Origin of the sequence: Streptomyces sp. NPDC020379, assembly GCF_044387105.1 — a bacterium.
Lineage (GTDB): Bacteria > Actinomycetota > Actinomycetes > Streptomycetales > Streptomycetaceae > Streptomyces.
This window is the reverse complement of record NZ_JBIRVR010000013.1, coordinates 188,898-209,094: the sequence shown is the minus strand read 5'-3', so window position 1 is coordinate 209,094 and position 20,197 is coordinate 188,898. Positions and strand designations below refer to the sequence as shown.

At 73.0% G+C, this 20,197-nt stretch carries 10 protein-coding genes; 7 read left to right on the top strand and 3 right to left on the bottom strand.

The genetic code is table 11. The features are described from left to right. The 5 genes from ACH427_RS19265 to ACH427_RS19245 form a co-directional block, all read left to right on the top strand. On the top strand, positions 1 to 872 hold an 872-nt coding region (locus tag ACH427_RS19265; RefSeq protein WP_398870701.1), incomplete at its 5' end, for a biotin/lipoyl-containing protein. Between the two features lie 300 nt (positions 873 to 1,172). Continuing rightward, on the top strand, positions 1,173 to 2,054 hold the full coding sequence (locus tag ACH427_RS19260) for a BTAD domain-containing putative transcriptional regulator (RefSeq protein WP_398870700.1): 882 nt from the start codon (positions 1,173 to 1,175) through the stop codon (positions 2,052 to 2,054). Positions 2,055 to 2,528: 474 nt separating this feature from the next. Continuing rightward, the gene (locus tag ACH427_RS19255; protein ID WP_398870699.1) at positions 2,529 to 9,710 is read left to right on the top strand and encodes an amino acid adenylation domain-containing protein; all 7,182 of its coding nucleotides are present in this window, start codon (positions 2,529 to 2,531) and stop codon (positions 9,708 to 9,710) included. 2 nt (positions 9,711 to 9,712) lie between these two features. After that, entirely contained in the window at positions 9,713 to 10,912 is a 1,200-nt protein-coding gene (locus tag ACH427_RS19250) for an FAD-dependent monooxygenase (RefSeq protein WP_398870698.1), read from the top strand. Next, positions 10,902 to 11,762 carry an SDR family oxidoreductase gene (locus ACH427_RS19245; RefSeq protein ID WP_398870697.1) on the top strand — a complete coding sequence of 287 codons (861 nt, stop codon included), beginning with the start codon at positions 10,902 to 10,904 and terminating at the stop codon, positions 11,760 to 11,762. The genes ACH427_RS19250 and ACH427_RS19245 overlap by 11 nt, the downstream gene beginning before the upstream one ends. Before the next feature lie 241 nt (positions 11,763 to 12,003). Here the strand turns inward: ACH427_RS19245 and ACH427_RS19240 are convergent, their stop codons facing one another. The 3 genes from ACH427_RS19240 to ACH427_RS19230 form a co-directional block, all read right to left on the bottom strand. Further along, positions 12,004 to 13,293, bottom strand: coding sequence for a LuxR C-terminal-related transcriptional regulator (locus tag ACH427_RS19240; protein WP_398870696.1), 1,290 nt, complete (start codon positions 13,291 to 13,293; stop codon positions 12,004 to 12,006). Between the two features lie 77 nt (positions 13,294 to 13,370). Further along, on the bottom strand, positions 13,371 to 15,149 hold the full coding sequence (paaN, locus tag ACH427_RS19235; RefSeq protein WP_398870695.1) for a phenylacetic acid degradation protein PaaN: 1,779 nt from the start codon (positions 15,147 to 15,149) through the stop codon (positions 13,371 to 13,373). A gap of 334 nt (positions 15,150 to 15,483) precedes the next feature. Then, complete coding sequence (locus ACH427_RS19230; protein ID WP_398870694.1) at positions 15,484 to 16,698, bottom strand: MFS transporter; 1,215 nt, start codon at positions 16,696 to 16,698, stop codon at positions 15,484 to 15,486. A gap of 142 nt (positions 16,699 to 16,840) precedes the next feature. Between ACH427_RS19230 and ACH427_RS19225 the strand changes: the two genes are divergently transcribed. Together ACH427_RS19225 and ACH427_RS19220 are read left to right on the top strand one after the other, a co-directional pair. Next, complete coding sequence (locus ACH427_RS19225; RefSeq protein WP_398870693.1) at positions 16,841 to 17,770, top strand: LysR family transcriptional regulator; 930 nt, start codon at positions 16,841 to 16,843, stop codon at positions 17,768 to 17,770. Between the two features lie 77 nt (positions 17,771 to 17,847). Further along, entirely contained in the window at positions 17,848 to 19,923 is a 2,076-nt protein-coding gene (locus tag ACH427_RS19220; protein WP_398870692.1) for a UvrD-helicase domain-containing protein, read from the top strand. Positions 19,924 to 20,197 lie beyond the last annotated feature (274 nt).

Sequence of the window (20,197 nt, the reverse complement as noted above, 5' to 3'; positions counted from 1 at the left end):
AACACCCCGTCACCGAAGAGGTCACCGGCATCGACCTCGTACGCGAGATGTTCCGCATCGCCGACGGCGAGGAACTCGGCTACACCGACCCGCCGACGCGCGGGCACTCCTTCGAGTTCCGCATCAACGGCGAGGACCCGGGCCGGGGCTTCCTGCCCGCCCCCGGCACGGTGACACGCTTCGACGCGCCGACAGGCCCGGGCGTACGCCTGGACGCGGGCGTCGAAGCGGGATCGGTGATCGGACCCGCCTGGGACTCCCTCCTCGCCAAACTCATCGTCACCGGCGCCACCCGCGAACAGGCCCTCCAGCGCGCCGCCCGCGCCCTGGACGAATTCACCGTCGAAGGCATGGCCACCGCCATCCCCTTCCACCGCGCCGTCGTCACCGACCCCGCCTTCACCGCCGACCCCTTCCACGTCCACACCCGCTGGATCGAAACCGAGTTCGTCAACGAGATCCCGCCATTTTCCGCGCCCGCGGTGGACGGGGCGGCCGAGCCGGAGACGCGTGAGACGGTCGTGGTCGAGGTCGGCGGCAAGCGGCTGGAGATCTCCCTGCCGTCGTCACTGGGAACGGCTGCGGGAGGCAAGGCCGAAGCGGGTGGTGCCAAACCGAAGCGGCGGGCGGCGAAGAAGGCCGGCTCCGCGGCCTCGGGTGACGCGCTCGCGTCCCCCATGCAGGGCACGATCGTCAAGGTCGCGGTCGAGGAGGGCCAGGAAGTAGCCGAAGGCGACCTCGTCGTGGTGCTGGAAGCAATGAAGATGGAACAGCCAATCAATTCTCACCGCGCGGGCCGGGTCAAGGGCATAAGTGCCGAAGTGGGTGCTTCTGTCTCGTCCGGCGCCGTCATCTGTGAGATCAAGGATTGACCAACTGAATTTGACGAATTCCATGCACTTCTGGAGAGCGTCTGGGGCCCGCCTGGGCCGGCCTTGTGGGCTGGCCCACAGTGCCGGAGGGTGCGGGGCGCTCCCGCCCGTAGTGCTACGTGAGGTAACTGCTCCGCAGGTCAGGGCAGTTGACGGCGCGCGGGTGAAGTGTCCGGAATGATGTCGGACTCGTTAATTCCGCTACCTTAGGTGCACTCGGTCAAGCCGCGCTGTAGATTTCCCACCATGCCTAAGGGTCCCGCTCTTCGCGGTCGACCCGTAAACCGGGGGGTTGGGTTCATGAAATTCTCAGTGCTGGGTCCATTGCTGGCCACGGACGACGGTCTTCCTTTCACGCCCACGCCGCCCAAGCAGCGTCAGTTGCTCGCGCTGCTGATTCTTAACGCCAACCGGTCGGTTTCCGTGGACTCCTGCATAGAGGAACTCTGGGACCAGAATCCTCCGCAGAGCGCCTATTCGACCCTGCACACCTATGTCCTGCATCTCCGCATGGCCATGAGCACGATTCCGCGCATCGGATCCCTGGGCGAGGCGAAGCGGATCCTCCAGACCGCCAACTACGGCTACCGCTTGGTCGTCGAGCCCGGCGGCACCGATCTTGAGCTCTTCGAGGAGCACGTCCGCACCGCCCGCGCCGCCCTGGCGCGGGAGGACGACCGCATGGTCTCGGCCACTCTGGACAAGGCGCTGAAGCTCTGGCGCGGGCCCGCCCTGGCGGACATCCCCCTCGGCCCGCTGCTCCAGGGCCGGGCCACGGTCCTCCAGGAGCAGCGGCTCCAGGCGCAGGAGCAGCGCATCGAGGCCGATCTGCGGCTGGGCCGCCACCATGAGCTGACCACCGAGCTCGCCGAGTTGACCGTACGGCACCCCACGCACGAGAACCTGCACGCCCAGTGGATGCTCTCCCTCTACCGCTCCGGCCGGGCGGCCTGCGCGCTGGACGCCTTCCACCGGCTGGCCGGCACGCTCGACCGCGACCTGGGCATCTCGCCGTCGCCCCGGATGCGCGCCCTCTACCAGGCCGTCCTGGACAACGACGAGTCCCTCGACCCGCCGGCGGTCGCCGCGCGCCCCATGGCGCTCGACCTGGGCCGCCGTGTCATCTCGCAGCAGCGCCGCGTCGTCCGGCGCGCGCCCCGGCGGCGCGGCATCCACCGCTGACGGCGCGCGTGCGCCCGGCGCGGCTCAGGCCGCCGTGTCCGTCAGGAAGTCCGTGATCAGCGCCGCCCATGCGCCCGGCCGCTCCGCCGCGATCGCGTGTCCGCACTCCAGGAGTGGCCAGTGGTGAGGGGGAATTCCCGGAACCGGGGAAATCGGGCCTGTCACCGTATGCCGCCGGGTGAGTTCGCCGGCATCGGTCCGTAGCCGTCCTGGATATCGCGGCCCGCGCCGTGCGCGCGGCGGCGCCGGCCCCGGGCCCTCGGCGCATGGGGTCACACGCCGGAGGCCGCCCCGCCGACCGGCCGCAACGCCCTCTGTATATCAATATTTTTCCGCACATCCCTAAGCCGACCACTCGAACGAGTGGTCGGCTTCTACTCGTACAAGTAGTGGTACATACGGTTATGGGAAATCTAGGGTTCGGGGCGAGAGGCCGGATCTAACCCCCCCCTTGTCAGAAGCGGAAGGAAGGCCATGACGCCTCCCCGTATATTTCCCCTTACCTCGTACCAGCGTGACATCTGGGCGGCGGAATCACACGCTCCAGGGGATCACCAGTTCAATGTGGTCCTCCACGAAAGGCTCGACGGCCGGGTCGATCTGGAGGTGCTGCGCCGCTGCCTGACCGGTGTGCTGCGCCGCGACGAGGCGTTCTCCTTGCGCTTCGACGAGCTGGACGGCGTGCCCGGCCAGTGGGCCGGGGGAGCCGACGCCGGTTCCGCCGCCGAGTGGGTGGAGTACCTCGACTTCTCCGGTGCGGCGGACCCCGCGGCCGCCTGCGCCGCCTGGCGGGAGCGCTCCTTCACGCGCCCCTTCCCGCTGCGCCGCGGCCGCCTGTTCACCGCGGCGGTGCTGCGCGAGAGCGACTGTGTCGCCCATCTCTTCCTCAACGCCCACCACTTGATCGTGGACGCCTGGGCGGCCAACCAGGTCTCCCTCCGCACGTGGGCCGCCTACGACCGCGCCACGCGCGGCGCGGCCGACGTGGACGCCACCGTCCCGCCCTCGCCTCTCGACACCCTCGTCACCGAGGACGCCTACCGCGCCTCCGAGGCATATGAGCAGGACCGCGCCTTCCACCGGCAGGCCCTCGACGGCGCCGTGCCCGCCCTGTTCACCCGCGCCGTCCCGCAGCACGCGCAGGGCCAACGCCGCAGCGGCCGCCACACCTTCACCGTGGAGGCCGCGCTCGTCGAGCGGATACGCAAGGGCGGAAGCTCGCCCTTCTCCTACCTCGCGGCCGCCTTCGCGACGTACTTCACGCGCGTCCACCGCACCGACGAGATCGTCCTCGGCGTCCCCTTCCGCAACCGCCGCACGGACCGCGAGCTGGCGACCGTCGGCCAGTTCGCCAACAACCTGCCCCTGCGGGTGGCCGTGACCGCCGACGCCACGCTCCACGAGCTGGCCGGCCGCGTACGGGAGGCCGTGGACGCGCACAAGGGCCACGAGCGGCTCGCCCTCGGCGACGTGCTCCGCGACCTGCCCGCGACCGGCACCGGCTCCCGGCAGCTCTTCGACATCACGCTCTCCTACCTCCGCCACCCGCGCCCGGAGGTCCCCGGCGCCGCCGTCGAGAGCCTCATCCAGGCCCCCGCGCACGTGCCCGACGCGCTGGCCGTGCAGATCCACGCCTTCGAGGACGACGCCGACCTGCGCGTCGACCTGGACTACGCCCGCGACGTCTTCGACGAGGACTTCCCCATCGAGGCCGTCGCCGGGCATCTGCGCTCCCTGATCGCGGCCGGCGTCGAGCAGGAGGACCGGCCCGCCGTCACCCTGCCCGTGCTGAGCGACGCCGAGCGCGCGGACCTCACCGAGACCCGGCAGGGCCCCCTCGTGCCGTACGCGAGCGACCGCACCCTGCACAGCCTGATCGAGGAGCAGGCCGCGCGCACCCCGGACCGCGTCGCGGTCGCCGCCGACGGCACGGACCCCGGCCTCACCTACGCCGAGCTCGACACCCGCGCCGACCGGCTGGCGCGGGTCCTGCGCGCCGAGGGCGTGCGCCCCGGCGACCGGGTCGCCGTCCTCATGCGCCGCGCCCCCCGCACCCTGGTCGCGCTGCTCGGCGTGCTCAAGTCCGGCGGCGCGTACGTGCCCGTCGACCCCGGATACCCCGCCGAGCGCATCGCGTTCCTGCTCCAGGACAGCCGCGCCAAGGTCGTCCTGGTGGCCGCCGGCTCCCCGGAGCCGCAGGTCGCCGACGATGTGCGCGTCCTGCGCGTCGACGAGCTGCCCGACGCCCCGGACGGCCCGCTCGAACCCGTCGCGACCTCCCGCGACCTCGCCTACGTCATCTACACCTCCGGCTCGACCGGCAAGCCCAAGGGCGTCATGGTCGAGCACCACTCGGTGGTCAACCGCCTCGCGTGGATGCAGAGCCGCTATCCGGTGGGCGAAGGCGACGTGCTGCTCCAGAAGACGCCGGTCTCCTTCGACGTCTCGGTGTGGGAGCTGTTCTGGTGGGCGATCGAGGGCGCGCGCCTCGCGCTGCTGCCCGTGGGCGGGGAGAAGGACCCGCGCGGCATCCTGCGCACCCTCGCCGCCCAGCGGGTCACCGTCACGCACTTCGTGCCGTCCATGCTCGGCCCCTTCCTCGACCTGCTCGACGACGCCCCCGAGCTGCGCGCCGAGGCCGCCTCGCTGCGCTACGTCTTCTGCAGCGGCGAGGCGCTGCCCGCCGCCCGGGTCGAGCAGTTCAACCGGATCTTCGGCGGTGACTCCGCGCCGAAGCTCGTCAACCTCTACGGGCCGACCGAGGCCACCGTCGACGTCTCGTACTTCGACTGCCCCACCGACGGGACCGTGCGCCGGGTGCCGATCGGACGGCCCGTCCACAACACCCGCCTCCACGTCCTGGACGCGCACGGCGGCCTCCAGCCCGTCGGCGTCCCCGGCGAGCTGTGCGTCGGCGGCGTGCAGGTGGCGCGCGGCTATCTGGAGCGGCCGGAGCTGACCGCCGAGAAGTTCACCGACGACCCGTTCACGCCCGGCGGCCGCCTCTACCGCACCGGCGACCTCGCCCGCTGGCTGGCCGACGGGACCGTCGAATACCTCGGCCGCATCGACGGCCAGGTGAAGATCCGCGGCAACCGCGTCGAGCTCGGCGAGGTGCGGCACTTCCTCGCCCGGGTGCCCGGCGTGCGTGACGCCGTCGTCGTCGACCGGACCTCTCCGGCGCGCGGCACCCACCTCGTGGGCTACTACGTCGCGGACGAGACCGTCGAGCCCGCTCGGTTCCGCGCCGAACTCGCCGCGAACCTGCCCGAGTTCATGATCCCCGCGCTCTATGTGCGGATCGACGCCGTACCGCTCACCCCGAACGGCAAGGCCGACCGCCGCGCGCTGCCCGCCCCGGCGGCCGACACCGGCACGGGCCGCGACGACACCGCGCCCCGCGACGCGACCGAGGCGGCGCTCGCCGCGATCTGGGCCGAGCTCCTGGAGGTCGACAGCGTCGGCGTCCACGACGACTACTTCGCGCTCGGCGGCGACTCCATCCTCATGCTCCGGGTGCGGGCCCGGGCCGAGAAGCAGGGCATCCACTTCTCGCTCACCGACCTCATGCGCAAGCCCACGATCGCCGCCCTGGCCGCCTGCGCGACCAGTGCCGCCGGGACCGCCGAGGAGCCCGCGCTCGAACCCTTCGGCCTGGTGTCCGGCGTCGACCGGGCCCGCCTGGAGGGCGCCGAGGACGCCTGTCCGCTCTCCCGCCTCCAGCTCGGCCTGCTCTACCACAGCCGCGCCCGCGAGGACTCGGCCGTCTACCGCGACGTCTTCCAGTACAGCTTCGTGCTGCCCTGGGACGAGGACCGCTTCCGGCACGCCTTCGACCGGCTGGTGGCCCGCCACCCGGTGCTGCGCTCCTCCTTCGACCTCGGCACCTTCTCGGAGCCGCTCCAGACCGTGGCACCGGCCGTCGAGGGCGGCCTCGGCATCGTCGACCTGCGCGGCCACGACGACGCGGCCGCTCGCGCCGAGATCAGCCGGCACATCGAGGAACGCCGCTTCCACCCGTACGTCTTCGAGCGGGCGCCGCTGTACCACTTCCGCGTGCACCTGCTGCCGGAGACCGTCGAGCTCGTCCTCAGCTTCCACCACGCGATCCTCGACGGCGGCAGCGTCGCCAACCTCGTGCGCGAACTCCTCCAGGACCACCTCCACGCTCTCGGCCTCGGCATCGAGGCCGTCGCGGACCACGAACTGCCCAGCCCCGCCCACCACATCCGGGCCGAGCGCCTCGCCCTCGCGTCCGAGGCCACCCGGGCGTACTGGCGCGAGCGGCTCGACGGCGCCACGCCGCCGCAGCTCGGCGCCTTCCGGCCACACGAGGCGCCCGGCAGCGAGGAGCTGATCACCCGCACGGTGCACCTGCCCGCCGGGCTCACCGGCGCGCTACGCGCCTTCGCCCGCGCGCACGCCCTGCCCGTGAAGTCCGTGCTCTTCGCGGCCCACTGCCTGACCCTGCGGCTGTTCTCCGGCGCCACGGACATCACCACCGGCCTCGTCACCCACGGCCGCCCCGAACAGGAGGGCTCCGAGCGCATCGCGGGCCTCTTCCTCAACACCATGCCGGTCCGGCTGGAGGCGGACGCCGCCACCTGGCTCGACGTCGTCCGCGAGGCGTTCCGGCAGGAGCAGGACAGCCACCCGCACCGGCGCTACCCGCTCAGCGCCATCCAGGAGGACCTCGGCGTCACCGTCCTGGACACCGCCTTCAACTACATCCACTTCCGCCAGCTCGCCGAGGTCTTCCGGCTGCCGGGCGTGGAGCTGCGGAACTTCCAGGCGTGGGAGGAGACCAACTTCCAGCTCCTCGTCAACGCCATGACCGACCCCACGGACGAGAGCATCTCCCTGCGCCTCGACCACCAGGGCCGCACCTTCACCACCGCGCAGGCCGAGCTCTACGCGAACGGCTTCACCGGCATCCTGCGCCGGCTGGTCGAACACCCCGAAGAGGCACCGGACTTCGCGTTCCTCGCCGGAGCCCCGGCCGTCGCGACGGGGGCGGAGGCCGCCCGCCCCGACGTCGCCCGCCTCTTCGAGGAGCAGGCCGCCCGCACCCCGGACGCCACCGCCCTCACCTCCGGGGAGACCCGCTGGACGTACGCGGAGCTGGAGCGCGCCTCCGCCCGCGTCGCCCGCACGCTCCTCTCGCTGGGCTCGCGGCCCGGCGACCGGGTGGGCATCGCGATGCGCCGCTCGCCCGAGACGATCGCCACGATCCTCGGCGTGCTCAGGGCCGGTGCCGCCACGGTCCCGCTGGACACCGGCTATCCGCCGGAGCGGGTCGCCGCGATGCTGGAACAGGCCCGCCCCTTCCGGGTCGTCGCCCACGCCGACCAGGCCCACCTCCTCACCGACGGCACCGCCGTCCTCACCGCCGAGGAGATCTTCGACGGCGCCGCCCCCGCGGACGTCCCGCTGCCCGCGATCGCGCCGGAGTCCGTGGCGTACGTCCTCTTCACCTCCGGCAGCACGGGGAAGCCCAAGGGCGTCGCGATGCCCCACCGGTCGCTCGCCAACCTCGTCGCCTGGCAGAACGGCGTCCCCAGCGGCGCCGTCGGCGGCACCACCGCGCAGTACGCCCCGCTGAGCTTCGACGTCTCCTTCCAGGAGATCTTCTCCACGCTCTGCGGCGGCGGGAACCTGCTGGTGGTCAGCGAGGACGAGCGGCGCGACATGCCCGCGCTGCTGCGCCTGCTGGACCGGCACGGCGTCGAGCGGCTCTTCCTCCCCTACGTCGCGCTCCAGCAGTTCGCCGAGACCGCGGTCGCCCTCGGCACCGTGCCGCGGAGCATCAAGGTCCTCGCGTCCTCCGGCGAACAGCTCCGTGTCACCGACGAGATCCGCGCGCTGTGCGCGCGGCTGCCCGGCGTGCTCCTGGAGAACCAGTACGGGCCCACCGAGTCGCATGTCGTCACCGCCCACACCCTGACCGGCGACCCCGCCGCCTGGCCCGCGCTGCCGCCCATCGGCACCGCGATCGACGGCGCCGCCGCGTATGTGCTCGACGCCCGGCTCCGGCCGGTGCCCGACGGGGTGAAGGGCGAGCTCCACCTCGCCGGCGCCTGCCTCGCCGACGGCTACGCCGACCAGCCGGAGCCGACCGCCGAGCGGTTTGTGACCCGCACCGTCGACGGGCGCACCGAGCGCCTCTACCGCACCGGCGACCTCGGATTCCGCCTCCCCGGCGGCGCGATCGTCTGCGTCGGCCGCGAGGACTCGCAGGTCAAGGTGCGCGGCTTCCGCGTCGAGCCGGCGGAGGTCGAGCTGGCCATCACCCGCTTCGCACAGGACCACCCGGGCCTGTCCGAGGCCGCCGTCGTCGCCCGCCGCCGCGAGGGCAACGACTCCTTCCTCGCCGCCTTCCTGACCGGCGACCCCGGGCGCACCGACCTCGGACAGCTCGCCAAGCAGCTGCGCACGGTGCTGCCCGACCACATGATCCCGTCGCACTTCGAGTGGCTCGACGCGCTCCCGCTCACCCCGAGCGGCAAGCGCGACGACCAGGCGCTGCGCGCCCGGCAGCTCACCACGGCCACCACCGGCGAGCTCACGGCACCGCGCGACGAGTACGAGCGGACGCTCGCCGAGATCCTCGGCGAGCTGCTCCAGCTGCCCGCCGTGGGCGTCCACGACAACATCTTCGACCTCGGCGGCACCTCGCTCACCGCGATGCGCCTGGTCGTGCTGATCGAGCAGCGCTACGGCAGCAACATCCCGCTCTCGGAGTTCGTCGCCTCGCCCACCGTCGCCGAACTCGCCGAGCGGCTGCGCGGCGGCGGCGCGGTATCCGCCTTCGACCCGCTCGTGCCCATCCGGGCCGCGGGCGACAAGCGGCCGATGTTCTTCGTCCACCCCATGGGCGGCAACGTCCTGTGCTACCTCCGCTTCACCCCCCACCTCCCGGAGGACCAGCCGCTCTACGCCCTCCAGGCGGCCGGCAGCGACGCGGGCACCGAACCGCTGCGCAGCGTCCCGGAGATCGCGGCCAGCTATGTCGAGGCCATCAAGCGCGTGCAGCCCAGCGGACCGTACGCCATCGGCGGCTGGTCCTTCGGTGGCTTCGTCGCCTTCGAGATGGCACGGCAGCTGCGCGCGGCGGGCGAGGAGATCGCGAGCCTGGTCCTCCTCGACACCACGGCCCTCAACCCGGGCCGCCGCAGGCCCGCCGGTGACGACGCGCTGCTCACCTGGTTCTTCTGGGAGCTGCTGTGGCTCCAGCGGGGCGGCGCGTCCCCGGAGGAGATCATCCCCGGCCGGCTGGCCACGCTGGAGGAGAAGTTCGACTTCATCGCCCAGCTCGCGGTCGACGAGGGCGTCCTGCCCGCCGGGTCCTCCGGGGTGATCGTCCGACGGCTCTTCCATGTCTACGAGGCCAACTGGCGCGCCGCGTTCGCCTACCGGCCCGAGGTCGTCGAGCAGGACATGACGCTGATCCACGCGATGGAGCCGCTGCCGCCGGTCCTGGACACCATGCACACGGCCATCGAGTCCCTGCACCGCGACCCCACCAACGGCTGGCGTGAGCGCACCACCGGTCACCTGAACGTCATCGACGTGCCGGGCGACCATCTCACGCTCATGGAAGAGCCTTTCGTGAAGCATGTCGTCGAGACCGTCACCGCACTGATGAGCGAGAAGTGAGCATGAGTCAGAAGCAGAACCGCAAGGCCGTCGTCATCGGCGCGGGCATAGGCGGCCTCACCGCGGCCGTCGCTCTGCGCAAGGCCGGACTCGACGTCGAGGTCCACGAGCGGGCGAGCGAGCTCAAGGCCGCCGGGTCCGGGCTGTCCGTGATGAGCAACGCCATCGCGGCCCTCGACTCGATCGGCGTCGACCTCGGCCTGGAGAAGCGCGGCCAGGTCCTGGAGTCGTACCACGTCAGGACCGCCCGCGGCCGGCTGATCAGGGAGTTCCCCTTCCCCGGCATCATCTCCCGGCTCGGCGTGCCCAGCGTCCTGATCACCCGCTCCGACCTCCAGCAGGCGCTGCTGGAAGCCGCCGAGGGCATCCCGGTCCATCTCGGCAGGACGGCGCGGGAGTTCGAGACCGACGAGAGCGGCCACGGCGTACGCGTCCGCTTCGAGGACGGCGGCGAGACCGAGGGCGACGTGCTCATCGGCGCCGACGGCTTCCACTCCGTCGTCCGCCGCCAGCTCGTCGGCCCCGGCGAGAGCTCCAAGGACAGCGGCTACATCGTCTGGCTCGCCGTCGTGCCCTTCGAGCACCCGCGCTTCACCCGCGGCTCGGTGACCCACTACTGGGGCAGCGGCAAGCGGTTCGGGCTCGTCGACATGGGCGGCGGGCGGCTCTACTGGTGGGGCACCAAGAACATGCCCGCCGCGCGGTCCCGCGACTGGCGGGGCGGCAAGTCCGAGGTCCTGCGCGCCTACGCGGGCTGGGCCGACGAGGTGCAGAAGGCGATCCGGGTGACGCCCGAGGAGTCCATCATCGCCGTCCCCTCCCGCGACCGGCCCTTCCTGGAACGCTGGGGCAGAGGACCGGTGACTCTCCTCGGCGACGCCGCGCACCCCATGCTCACCAGCCTCGGCCAGGGCTCCGGCATGGCCATCGAGGACGCCGCCGTGCTCGCCCGCGTGCTCGGCTCAGCCGACGACCTCACCCGGGGGCTGCGCCGCTACGAGGACGAGCGCCGGGAGCGCGCCCGCGGCATGGTGGCCGCCTCCCGCGGCATCAGCGACTTCGAGCAGTCGGAGAACCCCGTGCGACGCCCGATCCGCGACGCCTACTTCAAGTTCCTCCCGGCCGCGCGGCTCACCCGCACGCTGGAGGACTCCCTCACCTTCCCCGGCCACACCACGGCGGAGGCGGCGCGTGTCCGGTAGCGGAGCGGGCCGCGCGGTCCTGGTCACCGGGGCGTCCTCCGGCCTCGGCCGTGCGTGCGTGCTGCACCTGGCCGAGGCGGGCTTCCACGTCTTCGCGGGCGTCCGCAGGCCGGGCGACGGCGACGACCTGGCCGCCGCCGCGTCCGGCAGGCTCACCCCCGTACGCGTCGACGTCACCGACGACGCCTCGATCGCCGCTGCCGTGAAGGAGATCGAGGCCGCCGTGGGCGACGACGGCCTGTGGGCCGTCGTCAACAACGCCGGCGTCTGCGTCGCCGCGCCCCTGGAGTGCGTCACCACCGAGGAACTCCGCCGCCAGCTCGACACGAACGTCGTCGGCCAGCTCGCCGTCATCCGCGCCTTCCTCCCCATGCTGCGCCGCGGCCGCGGCCGCGTCGTCAACGTCACCTCCGGCCTGGGCAGCGTCGCCGTCCCCTACATGGGCGCCTATTCCGCGGCCCAGTTCGCCAAGGAGGCCCTGACGGACGCCCTGCGCCGGGAACTGCGCGGCTTCGGCGTCGACGTCTCCGTGGTCCGGCCCGGCGCGATCATGACGCCGATCTGGGGGAAGGTGGCGGATGCGGGGCGGGCGGCGCTGGAGTCCGTGCCGGAGGGGGTCGCTTCGCTGTACCGGGTTCCTTTCAGCCGCTTTCTCTTGGTGAACGAGCGGAGCGCGAGGGCGAGTTCGACCACGCCCGCGCATTTCTCCCGCGCTGTCGCCCGGGCCCTTACCGAGGCGCGGCCTCGGGCTCGGTACGGGGTGGGGGTGGACGTCTGGCGGTTGTCCGTACTTTCGCGAGTGCTGCCGGACAGGGCGCTGGACCGGTATTTGGGGGCGATCACGCGCTGATCTCCGGCGGGGCGGGGGTTTTCCCCAGCCCCGCCCCTTCCCGGCCGCGTCCGATAGGCGGCTCCGCCGCGTGGGGGGTGCCCCCAGAGGTGCCCCCAGCGGGCTGAAGGGAAAAGACCGGCGTGCCCCACAGCCCTGAACGTGCTCCCCAGCACCCACCACAAGCCGGAGCCCGGCCGGCGATTGAGGCCGCCCGAACCGCGACCACAGGAAAACGTGTGGTCCTCCCCGACGGATCCGGTCAGAGTTCCCTGCTGTCGGCAAGCGAGAGCGCCCGATGCGCTCCGGCCGCGGCCCTGAGCAGATCGATCCGCGAGTGCACCCCGAAGCACTTGAAGAGCTTCCGCAGGTGATAGTTGACGGTATGCGGGGACAGGCCCAGCCGACGGGCCATCTGCTGATTGGTCAGTCCCTCGCCGACCAGCCGCAGCAGCTGGTGCTGCCGGACACTGAGCGGCGGCGGGTGGTGGCCCGGGGTCTCCGCCGCCGGATGCGGCGGGGGCACGCGTACCGGCTCGTCCACGGGCGGCTGCCGTACGGCCCGGAGCAGCGCCGCCTCGCGGTAGAGGGCGCGTTTGAGCGCGGCCGGCACCGAGTCGTCGATGATCTGCCGGACCAGCTCGTTGTGGAAGACGGTCCGCGCGCCGTCGTGGCGTAAGACGCCGGTCGCGCACGCCTCCTCCATGACGGGCAGCAGCGCGGAGGGCGCGGTGCGCAGCATCGTGGCCAGTGCCTCGTACTCCACCTCGGTGCCCAGGACGGCGGCCACGCACAGGAGTTGGCGGCACTCGGAGCTGTACTGCGAGAGCGTCCTGCGCACCCGGGCGCGCAGCCGGTCGGGGAGCCGGTTGGTGAGCAGGGTGGCCTCGGCGCCGTCGACGACGATGCTCCGCTCCTCGCGCATCCCGGCGAGGAGCTCGACGATCAGCCGGGGGTGGCCCTGGAACTGTTCCACCAGCCGGAGCAGCAGCGGCGAGGGCAGCGCGCCCAGGGTGTCGGCCGCGAGCTCCAGGGCGGCCGACGGCGCCAGGGGGCCGAGGGCGATGCGCTCGCAGCGGCTGGTGGGGTCCGAGAGCAGGACGCAGGTGGGGTCGGGGCCCATGCCGGTGCGGCGGGCCGCCACCCACACGACGTGGTCGTGGCGGAGCCCCCGGGGCAGCGCGGCGGTGCGCTCGGCCCAGCCGGTGAGGCCCTGGAACTCGTCGATCAGGACGAGGACCGGGCGGACCGGGCCGTGGTGGCGGGCGGGCACCTCGCGGTGGCCGGGCGCCTGGAGGCGGTGCCGCGTCTCCCGGGCCGGGCGGGCCGCCCGGCCGGCCCGCGAGGAGCTGGCGGTGACATATCCGAGGCGGTCCGCGAGGGTCACGCACTCGCGCATCAGACGGGTCTTGCCGGAGCCCGGCCGGCCCTCGATGACGACCACCGCGCGGCCACCGGCGCGGCCGTGTTCGAGGACGTCATGGATGCGCGCCATCTCGCTCTCACGGCCGCGGAGCGGCTGGTCGACGGGCGCGCTGAATGTGGTGAGCATGGGTGATCCACCTCCCTGGGGTCTGGTCGTCGGGCGGTACGGGCGGGTGTGGAGGGGCCGTGCGGAAGGCCCCGGACTCAGCCCGGGGCGCCGAGCCGCCGTACGCCCAGCGTGCGGAAGCGCCGTGTGACGAACGAGGCGTCGCGGTGGACCGCGTCGGCGGCCGGGCCGAGGCCCGTGCCGTGCGGGTCGGAGTGGACGGCGGACCGCGTGAGGTACCGGTTGCCTCTGAGGTTCGGTGAGAGCGTGATGCCCGCGTCCGCGCAGGCGTCCGTCAGCGCGGCCTCCACGTCCGGCGACGTGGTGCAAGCGACGGCGGACAGGGCGCCCTGCTCGCGGGCCGTGCGCGTCAGCAGCTCGATCCCCGCGGCGGCGGAGTCGACGGCGACGGCGAAGAAGACGGGCCCCGGCCACCCGGCGGACAGCGTCGCCAGGTCCTCGGCGCGGCCGGCGTCGAGCGTCACCACGGCGGGCGTGCGGAGCACGGCGTCCGGGTGGCGCGGGTGGCGTACGGCCCGCGGCCGCACGGCCGGTTCGCCGAGCACGCCCGACGCGGCCTCGTCGACCCGCGCGAGCACCTCGGGCCCGAGCGGCGCGCCGAGCAGCGCGCTCGCCTCGCCGTCGTCCGCGAGCAGCGTGCCGAGGGCCGCGCCGAGATCGGCGACGACTTCGGGATACGTCTTGTGCCCCTCGTCGGTGGGGATGCCGGAGCGGGGGATCAGCAGATTCCGCGGGGTGGTGCGGAGCCGGCCGCTGTGGAGCGCGAGGCCGAAGGCGAGGTCGGCCAGCATGTCGCGGTAGTGCGCGGTGGATTCGATCAACAGGCCGCGCACGGCGGACGGCCCGGTGAAGACCTGGGCCTGGCGGGCGTGGGCCGTCAGCCAGGAGCCGAAGGCGGCGGAGCCCGCGTAGTCGACGATGCGCACGTCCGGGTGGGTGGCGAGGGTCCTGGCCAGCTCCTCGCCGGGCCGCTCGGGGGCCAGGCAGACCAGGTCCGGGTCGAAGCCCGTCTCGCGGAGCACGTCGCGGGCCACGCCGACGGTCAGCGCGAGCGGCAGGACGGCCCGGGGGTGCGGCTTGACGAGCACGGCGTTGCCGGTGGCCAGGGAGGCGAAGAGGCCGGGGTAGCCGTGCCAGGCGGGGAGGACGCCGTCGCCGATCAACAGGCTGACGCCGCGCGGCCGGAGCGTGAAGCCCTTGTCGACCACGAAGGGCCGGGCGCCGGCCTGCGGCTTGCGCCACGCGGCGGTGTCGGGCAGCCGGGTCTGCTCGGCGACGGCGTGGGCGACGGCCTCCAGGCCGCGGTCCTGCGCGTGCACGGCCCCGGCGCGGAAGGCCAGGACGTCGCCCAGGCCGCTGGTGTGCGCGGCCGCCTGGGCGAACTCGTGGGAGCGGGCGTTGGCGCGGGCCAGGATCTCCGCGCAGACCGCGGCGCGCGTCCAGACCGCCGCCTCGTTCCAGCGCCGCATCGCCGCCCGCATGGCGGGCAGCAGGACCGCGGGGTCGTGGTGGTCGTAGGAGATCCCCAACTCCGGCCCGTACGGCGACCGCTCGCCGCCCTCGGCGGGCGACGGCCCCACCACGCCGTCGCGCCCCGGCTGGTCCAGCGCGAAGTGCCGGTGCAGCGAGCGGCCGAACGCGGCCTCACCGGCCTCGGCACCGTCGGGGCCGTACGCCTGGGGGTCCTCGGGGTAGGGCGTCCAGTGCGCGCGGGTGCGGATGGTCTCCAACGCCCGCTCCAGCGTGGGCCGGTGCTTGCGTACGAGCTGGCGCGCGTAGCCCGTCGCGGTGCCGTGGCGGTCGGGGGTCGGTGCGGCGGAAGGGGTCGTTCTCACGCTCGCGGTGGGCGGGTTCATTTCACGCTCCTTGTGCTCCGGGAGGCGCGAGCCAGGTCCTTCGAGCCGGACCGTGGCCGGGCCGCACCATCGCAGCCGGATCGCATGCCCATTCCCCCCGTTCCCCTCGTATCCCCCGTCTCTGGCGCCTCAACGGCGATGCCCTGCACCATTCATGCACAACTGGGGGTGCTCTGCACAAGGTTCACAATGAAATGACATCAAGTTTTTAAAATCACGTCACTCATGGGTTTCGCTGCGCGAGACTTGAGGATTTGAGAAGTTTTCAGCGGCCGCGGCGGGGGTTCCGCGGCCGCCGGTCAAAGGGGAGCGGCCCACTCCATTTTGGCCCGGGTCAGTCGGCCGGTGCCGCACCGGCCCTGGGCACGTGGCCGAAAAGCGTCACCAGGAGGGCGCCGAGGGCCAGCGCGCCGCCCAGCCACATCACCGACTCGGTGCCGAAGCCGTCGGCCATCCGCCCGCCCGCCGTGGCTCCCACGGCGATCGCGCCGTTGAAGACGCCGACGAAGAGCGAGGTCACGCCCTCGCGGGCCTGGGGCGCCGCCGTCGCCAGCCACGTCTGCGTGCTGACCGACACACCGCCGTAGGAGATGCCCCAGACCGCCAGCAGGATCAGCGCGCCCGGCGTGGAGACCCCGAGCTCCGGGACCAGCAGCACCGACAGTGCCAGCACCGCGCTGATCGTCAGCAGCGTGCCCTTGATGCTCTTCCCGACCCGGGAACCCGCCAGGAAGTTGCCCGCCACACCGGCCACGCCGTAGACCAGCAGCAGGGTGCCGATGAGGCTCGCCCCGACGCCGGAGACGTCCTCCAGCACGGGCCGCACATAGGTGTACGCCGCGAAGTGACCGCACACCAGCAGGGCCACGACCGCGAGCCCGGTGGCCACCTCGGGGTTGCCGAAGAGCCGCACCACACCGCCCAGGCCGACCGCCCGCCCGGCGGGCAGCGGCGGCAGCAGCACCGCCATCGCGAGCGTCACGAGGAGCGCGAGCGCCGCGACCGCGAGGAACGCCTCGCGCCAGCCGGCCCATTCACCGATGTACGTGCCGGCGGGCACGCCGAGCACCGATGCCACCGCGATCCCGCTGAACACCATGGACGTCGCGGGACCCGCGGATCTGGCCGGAACCAGTCGTACGGCCAGGCCGCCGGCGAGCGACCAGACGCCGCCCATGCCGATGCCGACGAGCACGCGAGCGGCCATCATGACCGCGAAGTTCGGTGACCAGGCGGCGAGTACGTTCGCCGCGGTGAGCAGCGCCATCAGCGCGCAGAGCACGAGGCGCCGGTCCAGCCGGCCGACCGCGGAGGTGACCAGCGGGGCGGAGACCGCGCCGACGATGCCGGTGCCGGTCAGGGTCAGGCCGGCGGTGCCCTCGGTGACGTCGAGCGCGTCACCGATCGGGGTGAGGAGACCCACCGGCAGCATCTCCGACGTGACGACCGTGAAGGTCCCGGCCGCCAGCGCCACCACGGCGAGCCACCCCCTCACCGCCGCGTTCCCGGGGGCCGGTGCCTCGGTGGTCAGGTCATCAATCTTTGCCATGTGCCCAGCCAATCCGGCCTGAGCAGGGGGAACAATCGCGAAGTCCTCATGCTTCCATGAGGTGGATTAATCGACGCGGTATCCGGGGGGACGCGCGCGCGGGGCCCTCCGGTGCCGCCACCTGAAGTGGGGCACGAGAGCCATGGCAGGACACCGGAAGCCGGCGAGCGGCGTGGAGATCCGCGAGCTGGAGTGCTTCCTGGCGCTCTCGGAGGAACTGCACTTCGGGCGGGCGGGGGAGCGGCTGTACGTCTCGCAGGGGCGCGTCAGCCAGCTGCTGCGCTCCCTGGAGAGCCGCATCGGCGCCCGTCTGGTGGAACGCACCAGCAGGCGTGTGGGTCTCACCCCGCTCGGCGAGGACTTCCTCGCGTCCCTGCGCCCCGCTTACGCCGCGCTCCGCGCCACCGTCGAGGACGCCCGCGTCGCCGCCCGCGGTGTCTCGGGGCGGCTGCGCGTCGGCTTCCAGGGCACCGCCGACGACCGCGTCATGGCCGTCGTGAGCCTCTTCGAGGACCGCTACCCGGACTGCTCCACGGAGATCGCCGAAGTGCCGCTCTCCGACCCCTTCGGCCCGCTGCGCCGCGGCGAGGTCGACATCGCGGTGGTCCTGCTCCCGGTGGCGGAGGAGTCCCTCGTCCTCGGCCCGGTCTTCTCCCGCCAGCCGCAGTACCTCGCGGTCTCCACGCGGCACCCCTTCGCGTCCCGCACGGCGCTGTGCGCGGAGGACCTCGCCAACTCCCCGCTCGTCGGCGTCCGCGGCCCCGCCCCGGCGTACTGGCGCGAGGCCCAGGCCCCCACCCGCACCCCCGGCGGCCGCCCCGTCCCCGCGGGCCCCATGGTCGCCACCCTCCAGGAGGGCCTCTCCCTCGTGGCGGCCAACCGCGGCGCGATGCTCCTGTGCCACTCCACCGCCGAATACCACCACCGCCGCGACGTCGCCTACGTCACCCTCACGGGCCTCCCGGACTCCGCCCTCGGCCTGGTCTGGCACCCCGGCCACGAGAACTCCCGCATAAGGGCGTTCGCGAAGGTGCTGGAGGAGGAGTTGGTGCGCGGCCCGCAAGAAAGCTGACGGACCGCGAGTTGACGGCCTGTCACTGATGCCTCACGCCGCTTTATGATCGCGATTCCAAGGGGGAGGGGGCGCACATGGCGGCAGGTGACTCGGCCTCGCGCAGGGCGCAGGAGGCACGGCGGCAGGAACGGCTGCTGCGCGAGCAGTGGCAGGCCGCGCGCGGGGAGGCCGCCCGCTGGGAGGCGGCGAGCGAGGGTGAGCAGCGGGTCGCCGCGCAGCTGCTCGTCCTCACGGAGCGGGGCTGGCGGCTGCTGGTGGACCGGCGCTGGCCCGGCACGCGTTCCGCCAATGTCGACATGCTGCTGATCGGTCCGGGCGGCGTCTTCGTCATCGACGTCAAGAACTGGCGGTCGCGCCCGGAGGTCTCGGACGGGCACCTGAGCGCCGGTGGCGTATCCCGCGACCGCGACTACGGAAAGCTGCTGGCCCTGACGAAGGAGGCCGAGCGGGCGGTCTCGGCTCTCGGCATGTCGCCGGTGGCCGTCCAGCCCCTCATGGTCTTCGCCGGGCAGCGCGTGAGCGCCGGGCTCGGACGCGTGCGGCTGCTCGGCGAGGGCGAGGTGGGCCCGGCACTCCTCGCGGAGCGGCTCCGGCTGCGCCCGGCGATGGTCCGCGCGGTGGCCGACCACCTGGAGGGGGTCTTCCCCGCGTACGAGGGGAGTGCCGTCCCGGCGGGGGCGCCCGCCCGCCCGGCGCCGCCCGAGGACGGCACGACGCTGTTCGATGTCGGGAAGCTGCGTGAGGCCGCGCTGGAGGCGGCCCGCGCGGCGCCGATCGAGGAGTGGATGACCTTCCTCGACCCCGACCAGACCGGTCTGGTCGGGCGCAGGTGGTCGGGGCCGGCGCGGATCAGCGGGCCCGCCGGCACGGGCAAGACCGTGGTCGGCCTGCACCGCGCGGCCCACCTCGCGCAGCGGACCAGCGGCCGGGTCCTGTACGTCACCTTCGCCAAGAACCTTCCCCGGGTGCAGGGCACCTTCCTGCGCACCATGGCCCCCGCCGTGGCCCACCGCGTCGACTTCCGCAGCCTGCACGCCTGGGCCCAGGAGTTCCTCCACGAGCGCGGCATAGCCAGCCACCTCCACAAGGAGAAGGCCGAGACCGCCTTCAGCCTGGCCTGGAAGAACGTGGGCCGGGACGGCCGCCTCGGCGGGATCGAGGTCGCGCCCGGCTACTGGCAGGACGAGATCAGCTATGTGATCAAGGGCCGGGGCATCACCACGTTCGAGGAGTACGCGGTGCTGCCCCGGCTCCGCCGGTCGACCCGGCTCCGGCGCCCCCAGCGCGAGGCCGCTTGGGCTCTCTACGAGGAGTACGAGCGGATCCGGAAAGCCCGTGGCGTGCACGACTTCGACGACATCCTGGCGCTCGCCCTCGAAGAGGCCCGCGCGCACCCGGACCGGTCGCCGTACGGCGCGGTCGTCGTCGACGAGGTCCAGGACCTCAGCCTGGTCGGGGTGCGGCTCCTGCACGCCCTGGTGGGCGACGCGCCCGACGGCCTCCTCCTGATCGGCGACGGCCAGCAGGCCGTCTATCCGGGAGGGTTCCGGCTGTCGGACGCGGGCGTCGACATCAGGGGCGGCCGCGGGCAGGTGCTGCGCGTCAATTACCGCAACGCCAAGGAGATCCTGGACGCCGCCCTGGCCGTGGTCGCCGAGGACGCCTTCGAGGACCTCGACGGTGTGCGCGTCCCCGGGCGCCGGGAAGTGGATCTCACCTATCACGACGGCCATGTCGTCCGCGTGACGGAGGCCACGGTCGCCGAGCACGACCGGGCGCTCCTGGAGGCGCTCCGCGCCGACGCCGCGACGCGGCCCGCACGGCCCTGGGCCGACGTCGCGGTGCTCTGCCCGTCCTGGGCCGCCCTCCGGCACTACCAGCAGCTCCTGACCCGGGCGGGCATCCCCGTGTGCCTGCTGGAGCACTACGACGGACAGCCGGTGGAGGGCCTCAAGCTCGGCAGCTACCGGCGGGCCAAGGGCCTGGAGTTCAAGCACGTCTATCTGCCCCGGCACGACGACGGCCTGCACGGCGGCGCCCCCGGCGACGAGAGCGCGCACGAACGCCGTGAACTCGCCCGCAGCCGGCTCTTCGTCGCCATGACCCGTGCCCGCGACACCCTCTGGCTGGGCAGCGTCCCGCAGGGATGACCGCGCGGGTGGCGGGCCCGTGAACGCGGAACACCCCTCCGTCCACGTCGCCGTGGGCGGAGGGGTGTCACTGGCGGTAGCGGTGGGATTTGAACCCGTCCACGTGATGCGTCTCACCTGCGGTTTCTTCTGAGAACCCGGACATAGAGGGTCGTTCTGTGTCAGCGCGTGTCCGTTGTGTGCAGCCTCGGGCCGCTCCGTGTTGCACGTGCAACACGGATTACAGGCGTTGCCAGGGGTGTCGGGGCGGTGGCCGCCGCTGCGTTTGTGGCGC